The organism is Streptomyces sp. NPDC005899 (genome assembly GCF_040629645.1).
GTDB lineage: Bacteria > Actinomycetota > Actinomycetes > Streptomycetales > Streptomycetaceae > Streptomyces.
The window spans coordinates 1-10,142 of record NZ_JBEXWB010000236.1 but is presented as its reverse complement, the minus strand read 5'-3'; the positions used below and the strand labels follow the sequence as shown (position 1 = coordinate 10,142).

Sequence of the window (10,142 nt, the reverse complement as noted above, 5' to 3'; positions counted from 1 at the left end):
CGGCGCCCGCCGGCGGAGCCGCGCCGCCGGCGCCTCCCCTCCCGGCGGCAGGTCTGCCGCAGCCGAGCGGGGCCCAGCTCGACTACGCGGGCCTCGTCCTGTGCGGTCCCGAGGAGGAGGGCGGCCGCCGAGGCCGCCTCTTCCCCGGGTCGTCCTTCGACCCGGTGGCGGCCGAGCACCGGCGCCGGGCCGAGTCGGTGACCAGGTTGCCGTTGCCCGGACACGCCGTACGGCCCCGCGAGTCGGCCGGCTCCTTCGATCACCGCTTCGACACCGCGGCCCGCGCCGACATCCCCTCCGACGGCACCTGGCACACCGTCACCGTCGGGGAGATCCCGGTCGGCGCGCAGACGGAGTACCTCTGCGTACCGTCGGTGGAGCAGACCGTGTACGCGACCTCGGTCCTCTCCAACGCCACCGGCCAGGCCCTGCTGGCCGGCCCGGTCGAGGTCACCGTCGACGGCGACTTCCTGCTGACCACCGCACTGCCGACGCTCGCCCCCGGCGGGGTCAGCCGCATCGGGCTCGGACCCGCCGAGGGCATCCGGGTCACCCGTCGTACGCACCTGCGCGAGTCCGCCGCGGGTCTGCGCGGCAGCACCGCCGTGCTCGACCACCGCGTGCACGTGGAACTGGCCAACCGCCTGGCCGGCCCCGTCACCGTGGAGGTCCGCGAGCGGGTGCCCGTCACCTCCGAGCCGGACGTCCGGATCGAGGAACGGGCCGACTGGACCGTGCCCGCAGAAGGGCCGGGACCCGATCGCCAGGCCCCTGGCACGCGTGTCTGGCGGGTCTCGCTGCCTCCCGCCGGCACCGCCGTCCTCGAAGGCGGCTACGAGATCCGCATCCCGGCCGGCAAGGCCCTCGCCGGCGGCAACCGCAGGAGCTGACCCGCGTCATGACCACGGAACCCGAACCGATCGCCCTCCCCGTCACCGCCGTGACCTGCCTGGAGGACCGCGCGCACGTCGAGCGTACCGCCGTACTCGACCTCGAGGCCGGGGTCCGGCGTCTGCGTCTGGGGCCCGTCAGCGCCCTGGCCGTCGACCGGACGCTCCACGCGGAACTGGCCGCTGATCGACCGGCGTCCGTGCTCGACGTGCGGATCGTCCGCAGCTGGACGCCGCGCGGGCCACTGCCGCACACCGGTGAGGACTCCGCCCTGCGCCGGCGGATGGACGCCCTCGACGGGGAACGACTCGGCCTGGAGCAACAGCGGGAACGGCTGCACGCGCGCCGGGACCTGCTGGGCCGCCTCGCGGCGGACTTCCTGCGGGAGATCGGCGAGGGCGCGGGCACCGGGGAGACCGACAGCCCCCACTGGACCCGCGAGCTGGACCGGATCGACGAGGAACGCGGCACGTGCGGTGAGCGGCTGCGCACGGTGGAGGCCCGGTTGGCGGCCGTCGTGGGCGAACTGGGCCAGGCCGAACAGGCCGTGCGGGAATCGGAGCACGAGCCCGCGGAGCTCGTCGGTCACATCGAGCTGACCGTGGAGGCCGCGGTCGCCGGCCGGGCCGAACTCCGCCTCAGCCACCTCACCCCCTGCGCGCTGTGGCGGCCCGCCTACCGTGCCGTGCTCGACGGGGACTCGCTGGCACTGGAGACGGACGCGGTGGTCTGGCAGCGCACCGGGGAGGACTGGGCCGGCGTACGGCTGACGTTCTCGACCGCCCGCTCGGCGCTCGCCACCGAACCGCCGCACCTGAGCGAGGACCGGCTGACCCTCACCGACCGCTCCGCCGCGGAGCGCCGTACGGTCGACGTGGAGTTGCGCGAGGAGGAGGCCGGGAGTCTCGGCCCGGCCCCGGTCGCCGGACTGCCGGGCGTCGACGACGGTGGTGAGCCGCAGGTGCTGCGGTCCCCGGCGCGGGTCTCCGTGCCCGGTGACGGCCGGGCACACCGCGTCCCGCTGTCCGCGTTCACCACGCGCGCGCGCAGTGAGTACGCCTGCTCACCCGAGCTCTCCCCCCTGGTCACCCGGGTCGTACGGGCGGACAGCCAGGCCGGTCACGCGTTGCTCGCCGGCCCTGTGGACCTGGTCCGCGACAGCGGTTTCGCCGGCCGGGGCACCTTGGAGTTCACCGCGCCCGGCGCGCCCTTCGAGATCGCGTTCGGCAGCTGCGACGACCACCGGGTGGTGCGCCACACCGAGGAGACGCGCGAGGTCGCCGGGATCACGCAGCGGACCGTCATCACCCGTACCGTCCGGCTGCACCTGTCCCGGTTCGGCGCGCCCTCCGAGCGGGGCGACCGGGTGGTCACCGTCCGGGAGCGGCTTCCGGTCTCCGAGGTCTCGGCGGTCGAGGTGCGTCTGCGGAGGGAGGCATGCTCGCCCGTCCCCGACGCGGTCGACGAGGAGGGCATCGTCCGCTGGGACGTCGGTCTGCCGCCCGACGGCCACCGGACGCTCACCCTGGTCTACGAGGTGTCGGCGAGCGCCAGGGTGACCGGGCTCTGAGCCCTCGGTGCCCCACCCGGGGACGGCCGGCGCCGCGCGGGTGTCCGGACCGCGGGCCCGGGGTGGTGCGGCCTCACCCGGCCGGGCACGGGGAAGCGGCGGTCCGGGCCGCGCGGGTGCTCACGCCACGCGGCCCGCAGATCGGGACACCCCCGCCGCCCCCTACCGGTGAGACGCCCGGCCCGGGTGTCGCGGTCGCCGGGGACCGAAGTCGGAGAGCGCTCTACCGGGCGGGGTGCGACCCGATAGGGTGCGGTGCATGACCAGACAGCCGCCGACCCTGGAGGACGTGGCCCGGGAGGCGGGGGTGTCGCGCGCCACCGTCTCGCGCGTCATCAACGGCATCCGCAACGTCGACCCCGCGATCCAGGACGTGGTGCGCGGCGTGATCGAGCGGACGGGGTACACGCCGAACAGCGCCGCGCGCTCGTTGGTGACCCGGCGGGCCGAGACCATCGCCCTGGTCGTCGCGGGTGCGGGGGACGACGGCTCGGGCGACTCCGGGGGCGAGGGGACCGCCTTCGCGGCCCAGGTGTTCGCGGATCCCTTCTTCGGACGGGTGGTCGACGGCGTCATCACCTTCCTGCGTCCGCGGTCGATGCACCCGGTTCTGATGTTCGCGGAGTCGAGTGCCGCCCGGCGGGAGGTCGTGGCCTATCTGCGGCAGGGCCGGGCGGACGGCGCGCTGATCTTCTCCACGCATGCCGAGGACCCCTTGCCGGCGCTCCTGGCGGCCGAGGGCCTGCCGTGCGTGCTGTTCGCACGGCCCGGCGACGCGGCCCCGGTCAGCTACGTCGACCTCGCGCACCAGGACGGGGGACGACTCGCCGCCGAGCACCTGCTCGACCGAGGCTGCCGGCAGATCGCCACCGTGACCGGACCGCTGAGCCTGCCCGCCGCCCAGGACCGGCTCACGGGCTTCCGCGACGCCGTGGCACGGCGCGGCCACCCCTGCGTCCCCTTCGCGGAGGGCGGTTTCACGCACGACAGCGGGGCCGCGGCCACGGCCCGCCTGCTGAGGGAGCACCCCGGCATCGACGGGTTGTTCGCGGCCAACGACCTGATGGCCCAGGGGGCGTGCCAGGTGCTGCGGGAACACGGCAAGCGGGTGCCGCAGGACGTGGCCGTCGTCGGCTTCGACGACTCCGCCACCGCGCGCGCGTGCCGGCCCCGGCTGACCACGGTCCGCCAGCCCATGGAGGACATGGCGGCCACGATGGCACGCGTCCTCCAGGAGCACATCGAGGGGGCCCGCACCGAGCCCACTTCGGTGATCTTCGAACCCCGGCTGGTGGTGCGCGAGTCCGCGTAGGCGGCGTCCCCGCGCAGGCCGCCCCTGCCGTGCGCTCCGGCGGCCCGTCCGGTCGAAGCCTCGGGCGCCCCGGGGCAGCCCGCTCCCCCGCACCGCCGGGAAGTCCTCACGGCATCGCCCCTGCCGGACGCGCACCGCGCCTGCCGCAGGCGGTGCGGCCCGCGGCAGGGGCGGGGGTCACGGGCAGTGGCCCGTCGCACGTGCACCCGACCAGGTCCGCCGGGTGTGGCGCACCGGGTTCCGTCCGTCAGACGCGGTGCGCCTGCCGGTGGGCGCGGATGATGTCGGCGTAGCGGTGACCGCTGCTCTTCATGGTGCGTGCCTGCGTCCGGTAGTCGACGTGGACGAGCCCGAAGCGCTTGTCGTAGCCGTACGCCCACTCGAAGTTGTCCAGCAGCGACCATGCGTAGTAGCCGGCCAGGGGCACCCCCTTGCGCACGGCACGGGCGCACGCCGCCAGGTGCTGCTCCAGGTAGCGGACGCGCTCGGGGTCGTCCACGGCACCGTCGGGGCCGACCGTGTCGGGGAAGGCGGAGCCGTTCTCCGTGACGTACAGGCGGCGTACGCCGTAGTCCTCCGTCAGGCGCAGGAGGAGTGCCTCCAGGCCGCCCGCGTCGATCGGCCAGTCCATGCCCGAACGCGGCACGTCGGGCAGGCGTACCTCCCGCGCCTGCGGGACGGGGCCCTCCGGGTCGTCGGCGACGGTGACCGGGAAGTAGTAGTTGAGGCCGTGCCAGTCCAGGGGGGTGGCCATGGTCTCCAGGTCACCGGCGCGCTCGGGCAGTTCGACTCCGTACAGCTCGCGCATGTCCGCCGGGAAGCCCCGGCCGTAGACCGGGTCGAGCCACCAGCGGTTGGTGTGGCCGTCCATGCGGACGGCCGCGGCGAGGTCCTCGGCGGAGGAGGAAGCCGCCTCCACGGTGGAGTGGTTGGTCACGAGCCCGATCCGCGCCCCGGGTACCGCGGCGCGGATCGCCTGAGCGGCCAGTCCGTGACCGAGCAGCAGGTGGTAGGAGGCCCGGACCGCGGCGGTGAGGTCGGTCAGCCCGGGGGCCATCCGGCCTTCCAGGTGGCCGATCCATCCGCTGCACAGGGGCTCGTTGAGGGTGGCCCACCGGGTGACCCTGTCCCCCAGGCGCCCGGCCACCACGGCCGCGTAGGCGGCGAGGTGCTCGGCCGTGTCGCGCACCGTCCAGCCGCCCCGGTCCTGGAGGGCCTGGGGGAGGTCCCAGTGGTACAGGGTGATGTTGGGGGTGATGCCCGCGTCCAGGAGCCCGTCCACGAGCCGGTCGTAGAAGTCGAGCCCGGCGGCGTTGACCGGCCCGTCGCCACCCGGCACGATGCGTGGCCAGGCCGTGGACATGCGGTAGGAGCCGGTTCCCAGCCGCCGCATCAGGGAGACGTCCTCCGGCCACCGGTGGTAGTGGTCGCAGGCCTCGTCGCCGTGGTCGCCGTTCTCGACCTTCCCCGGCGTGTGGGAGAACGTGTCCCAGATCGAGGGAGACCGTCCGTCCTCCGCGACGGCGCCCTCGATCTGGTACGCGGCCGTGGCCGTCCCCCAGACGAAGTCGGGCGGGAAGGCTGCGAGGTCTATCGGTTCGGACACGGGTACCTCTCGGAGGTGGGGCGGATGGGCGGGGAAGCCGTCCCCGGGTGCCGCCGCTCGACGGCGCCCGAGGTGGTGCGGCTACTTGACGGCGCCGGCGGTGAGACCGGTGACGAGGTAGCGCTGGAGGAGCAGGAAGCCGGCTACCACGGGCAGGCTGACCACGAGGGAGGCCGCCATGACCTGGTTCCAGTACACGTCGTTCTGCGTGGAGTAGCCCTGGAGGCCGACGGCGAGGGTGCGGGTGGTGTCGTTGGTCATGACCGAGGCGAAGAGCACCTCGCCCCAGGCCGTCATGAACGCGTACACGGCGACGGCCACGATGCCGGGGATCGCCGCGGGGACGATCACCCTGAACAGCGCGCCCAGCGGACCGCAGCCGTCCACCTTCGCCGCCTCGTCCAGGTCCCTGGGCACCGAGTCGAAGTACCCGATCAGCATCCAGATGGAGAAGGGGAGGGAGAAGGTCAGGTAGGTGAGGATGAGGCCGCCCCGCGACCCGAACAGGGCGATGCCGGTGGCGTTGCCGATGTTCACGTAGATGAGGAACAGCGGCAGGAGGAAGAGGATCCCCGGGAACATCTGGGTCGAGAGGACGGTCACCGTGAAGACGCGCTTGCCGCGGAAGTTGTACCGGCTGACGGCGTAGGCCGCGAACACCGCGATCACCACCGAGCAGACGGTCGCCGTCCCGGCGACGACCAGGGAGTTCACGAAGTAGTCGGCCAGGGGGACCGTGTCCCAGATGTCGAAGTAGGGGCTGACGGTCAGGCCGGACGGGATCCACCGGAACTTGCCGGTGACGTCCTCCAGCGGCTTGAGGGAGCTGGTGACCATGACGAACACCGGCAGCGCCACGAAGACGGTGAGGAGGGTCAGGAAGACCCGCCGGGCCCACAAGAACGACTGCGGGGGCGCCATCGGGGAACGGGCCGGGCGCTGCGCGGTGCTAGGCATCGGTGCCCTGCTTTCCTCGGGACGTGAACAGGAGGTAGAGGCCGGTCACCACGAGCAGGAACAGCAGCAGCAGCACCGACATCGCGGAGCCGGTCCCGAAGTTCCAGGTCTGGAAGGACGACTGGTAGATGTGGATGGAGATGAGGTCCGCCGACGCCGGGGCCGCCTTGCCGAACAGGACGAAGGGCGTGTTGAAGTCGTTGAAGGTCCAGAGGAACAGCACGAGGACGAGGACCTGGTTGACGGGCCGCAGCGACGGCAGGGTGATGCGGCGGATCTGCTGCCACACCCCGGCACCGTCGAGGGCGGCCGCTTCGTAGATGTCCCGGGGGATGTTCTGGAGACCCGCCATCATGATGAGGAAGGCGAAGGGCCAGCCCTTCCAGACCGAGACGACGAGCAGGGTGACGAAGGCGTTGTCGCCGATGAGCCAGAACGGAGGGCTGTCGGTGAGGCCGAGCTGGTCGTGGATGACGTGGTTGACGAGGCCGTTGTCGCGCTGGAACATGAACGCCCAGGTGATGACGGCGGCGTACACGGGCAGGGCGTACGGCACGAGGAAGAGCGTGCGCAGGAAGCCCCTGCCGCGGAAGGTCTCCTGCATGAAGACCGCGGCGGCGGTTCCGAGGAACCAGCACAGTCCCACCGACAGCAGGGTGAACAGGCACGTGGTCACGAACGACCGCACCAGCGCTTCGCCCACCGGGGCGTCGAAGTCGACGGAGACGGCGTAGTTGTCGAGACCTGCCCACGGGGCGGTCGTCCAGTCCCGGATGTAGAACTGGGTGAGCTGCCGGAAGCTGACCACGATGCCGATGATCATGGGCACCAGGTGGACCAGCAGTTCGAGGAGCAGGGCGGGGAGCAGCAGCAGGTACGGCAGGCCGATCTTGCGCAGCCGCCCGGAGCGGCGTCTGCGCGGCGCCGCTCCGGGGTTCTTCTTCTCTGCTGTCCGCTCGCCGGCGAGGGGGGCGGCGGTTGTGGTCATGGTGGTGTCCGTGCTCACTTCTTGGGCATCTGCTGCTGGGCCTTTTCGAGCTTCGCCTTGACCGACGCGGTCGTCACCGGACGGCCGGCGGCGGCGTCGGCGAAGAGTTCCTTGACCGCCGTGCCGACGACGGTCTCGAACTGCGACTCCTCGGGGACCTGGGGCAGGGCGGCGGCGCTGGTGGCGAGGGTCTCCCGCAGGGGTGAGAGGGCGAAGGTGTTGAAGGCGGCGTCCTCCTGGGCCGCCTTGACCGGCGGGATGGAGCCGTAGGCCTTGTTGAGGACGGTCTGCTCGTCGTCGCTGGTCATGAACTTCACGAACTTCTTGGCACCGTCGATGTTCTTGGTGTTGTTGAAGACGGCCATGTTGATGCCGGCCACCATGGAGTTCGTGCCCTTGCCCTGCCCGGGCTTGCCCGACTGGACCGGGGCGGGCACCACGTCCCACTCCTCCTTGTCCATGCCCTGGGACTCGAAGGTGGCGGCCGCCGTCTGCCACAGCACCATGGCCGTCTTGTCCTTGGCGAAGTCGCTCAGGGACTGGTTCTGCGCGTACTCGGCGTTGCCGGGGGCGATGATCTTGTCTTTGGCCATGAGGTCGACGTACTGCTTGACGGCGGCGACGGCCCCGTCGGACGTGAAGTCCGCCTTGCCGTCGGCGGTGAAGAAGTCGGCCCCGTGCTGCTTGGCGAGGACGAAGACCTGGTGGATGTTGTTGGAGAGGTTCGAGCCCTCCGCGCCGAGTCCCCACTTGCCGTCCTCGGACAGCTTCTTCCCGGCCTCCACCACCTCGTCCCAGGTGGTGGGGGGCTTCTGGATGCCGGCGTCGGCGAACATCTTCTTGTTGTAGTAGAGCGCGTAGGCCATGGAGTACAGGGGCACGGCGGCCGGGTCCTTGCCCTGGACGCCGGTCGAGCCGAGCGCGGACTCGACGAAGCGGTCCTTCCCGCCTATCGCGTCGAAGTTCTGCTCGTCCCAGGGCAGCAGCGCGCCGGTGGCCTGGAGGGAGGCGCTCCAGGTGTTGCCGATGTTGAGGACGTCCGGGCCCTGTCCGGAGGTCGTGGCGGTGAGGATGCGGTTCAGCAGATCGCTCCAGGGCACCACCTCCAGCTTGACCTTGATGCCCGTCTTCTTCTCGAACTTGTCGAGTTCCGGCTGCAGGACCTTCTTGTCCGCCTCGATGTTGGCGCCCTGGTTCGAGGCCCAGTAGGTGAGCGTCTTGGGCTGTGCGTTGGATCCGCTCGTACCGGACGACCCACCGCCGCAGGCAGCCGCGGTGAGAACGAGCGAGAGGGTGACTGCGCCGACGGCCGCGGCTCGGATTCTGCGCATGACAGCAGGGGCCTTTCAGAAGTGACGGATGTCCGCCGCGAGGGCGGGCCGAGGAGCCGTCCACGTGCGGACCCTCGAACCCATACGGCTTAATTTAGGAGGTGAGTTAAACCCCAAGTGAAGGTCGCGTCAAGTGCCGCGCGGCGGTATGTTGCAGAGGTGAGATCCGGGAAGAGGGGGCATGGTGAAAGTACGCAGCGGCCGAACGGTGCGTGACCTGCGGCGCGAGAACCGCGCCGCCGTATTGCAACGTTTGTATTTCGATGGCCCGTTGAGCCGCTTTTCGCTCGGACCGCTGACAGGGCTGAGCTCCGGCTCCGTCAGCAACGTGGTGGCCGAGCTGGTCGCCGAGGGCCTGGTCGAGGAGGCCGGCAGCGTCGACTCGGCGGGCGGGCGCCCGCGCACCCTTCTGCGCATCCGGCCGCAGAGCCGGTACATGATCGGTGTCGACATCGGCGAGACCCGGGTGAGGATCGAGCTCTTCGACCTGGCCCTGACCGAGCTCGCACGGGTCGAGAAGCCCCTGTCGCCCGACGGGCCCCGGCGCGTCGACCGTTACGACGTCGGCGTGGTGACGGGGCATCTGCGCGCCGGGATCACCGAGGTCCTGCAACGCGCGGGGATCCCGGCCGAGCGGCTCCTCGGGGTCGGCATCGGTGTCCCCGGCATCGTCTCCAGGACGCCCGAGCACGGTGCCGTGGTGCACGGCCAGACCATCGGCTGGGACGCCGTGCCACTGGAGCGCCTGCTGCGCGAGGCCGTGCCGGTCCCGGGGAACGTGCCGTACTACATCGACAACGGGGCCAAGACACTCGGCCAGGCCGAGATGTGGTTCGGTGCCGGGCGCGGGGCGCAGAGCGCCGTGGTCGTGCTCTTCGGCTCCGGTGTGGGCGCCTGCGTGGTCACCGACGACATGAGCCCCGGCCGGGCCGTCGAGTGGGGGCACCTGACCGTTCGGGTGCGCGGCCGCCGCTGCCGCTGCGGCTCGCTCGGCTGCCTGGAGGCGTACGCGGGCGCGGAGGCGCTGCTGGAGCGCTGGCGGGAGGCGGGCGGGCAGCCGCTCGCCGACGCCGACGAGGAGACCGCCCTCACGGCCATGCTCGCCGCGGCGTACCCGGCCGGGCAGGACGACGGGGCGGGGCCGGAGTCCGACGCCACCGCCCTGGCCGTGCTCGAGGAGACCGCGGAGTACCTCGGAGCGGGCTTCTCCGACCTGATCAACCTCTTCCAGCCCGAACGCATCCTCGTCGGGGGCTGGGCGGGTCTCCAGCTCGGCACGCGCTTCCTGGACTCGGTGCGGGCCCACGCCACCTCCTACGCGCTCGCCTATCCGGCGTCCCACGTGCGCATCGACCTCGGCACCCTGGGGCCGGACGCCGTCACCGTGGGCGCGGCCTCCCTGCCGCTCGCCGACTTCTTCGAACGCGGTGGCCGGCAGGAGGAGGCCGGTCCCGAGGAGCAGGTCCCGGCGTGGCGGACGACTCTGC

Annotated in this window: 8 protein-coding genes; 4 read left to right on the top strand and 4 right to left on the bottom strand. The window is 72.0% G+C overall.

Going from position 1 to position 10,142, the window contains the following annotated elements; all coding sequences use genetic code 11:
* From ABZ371_RS22980 to ABZ371_RS22970, 3 genes are all read left to right on the top strand, one after another.
* On the top strand, positions 1-890 hold an 890-nt coding region (locus ABZ371_RS22980), incomplete at its 5' end, for a DUF4139 domain-containing protein (protein WP_358682744.1).
* A gap of 8 nt (positions 891-898) precedes the next feature.
* Entirely contained in the window at positions 899-2,461 is a 1,563-nt protein-coding gene (locus ABZ371_RS22975; RefSeq protein WP_358682742.1) for a mucoidy inhibitor MuiA family protein, read from the top strand.
* 259 nt (positions 2,462-2,720) lie between these two features.
* Positions 2,721-3,773 (top strand): LacI family DNA-binding transcriptional regulator, encoded by a 1,053-nt coding sequence (locus tag ABZ371_RS22970; protein WP_358682740.1) that lies wholly within the window; start codon positions 2,721-2,723, stop codon positions 3,771-3,773.
* A gap of 247 nt (positions 3,774-4,020) precedes the next feature.
* Here ABZ371_RS22970 and ABZ371_RS22965 read toward each other — a convergent pair whose 3' ends face one another.
* From ABZ371_RS22965 to ABZ371_RS22950, 4 genes are all read right to left on the bottom strand, one after another.
* On the bottom strand, positions 4,021-5,379 hold the full coding sequence (locus tag ABZ371_RS22965) for a GH1 family beta-glucosidase (RefSeq protein ID WP_358682738.1): 1,359 nt from the start codon (positions 5,377-5,379) through the stop codon (positions 4,021-4,023).
* A gap of 81 nt (positions 5,380-5,460) precedes the next feature.
* Complete coding sequence (locus ABZ371_RS22960) at positions 5,461-6,300, bottom strand: carbohydrate ABC transporter permease (protein WP_358682746.1); 840 nt, start codon at positions 6,298-6,300, stop codon at positions 5,461-5,463.
* 28 nt (positions 6,301-6,328) lie between these two features.
* Positions 6,329-7,324 carry a sugar ABC transporter permease gene (locus ABZ371_RS22955; RefSeq protein ID WP_358682736.1) on the bottom strand — a complete coding sequence of 332 codons (996 nt, stop codon included), beginning with the start codon at positions 7,322-7,324 and terminating at the stop codon, positions 6,329-6,331.
* 14 nt (positions 7,325-7,338) lie between these two features.
* Positions 7,339-8,655: a sugar ABC transporter substrate-binding protein gene (locus tag ABZ371_RS22950; protein ID WP_358682734.1), complete on the bottom strand. Its 1,317-nt coding sequence runs from the start codon at positions 8,653-8,655 to the stop codon at positions 7,339-7,341.
* Positions 8,656-8,839: 184 nt separating this feature from the next.
* Between ABZ371_RS22950 and ABZ371_RS22945 the strand changes: the two genes are divergently transcribed.
* Positions 8,840-10,142 (top strand): ROK family protein (locus tag ABZ371_RS22945; protein WP_358682732.1); only part of this gene is annotated, 1,303 nt, incomplete at its 3' end.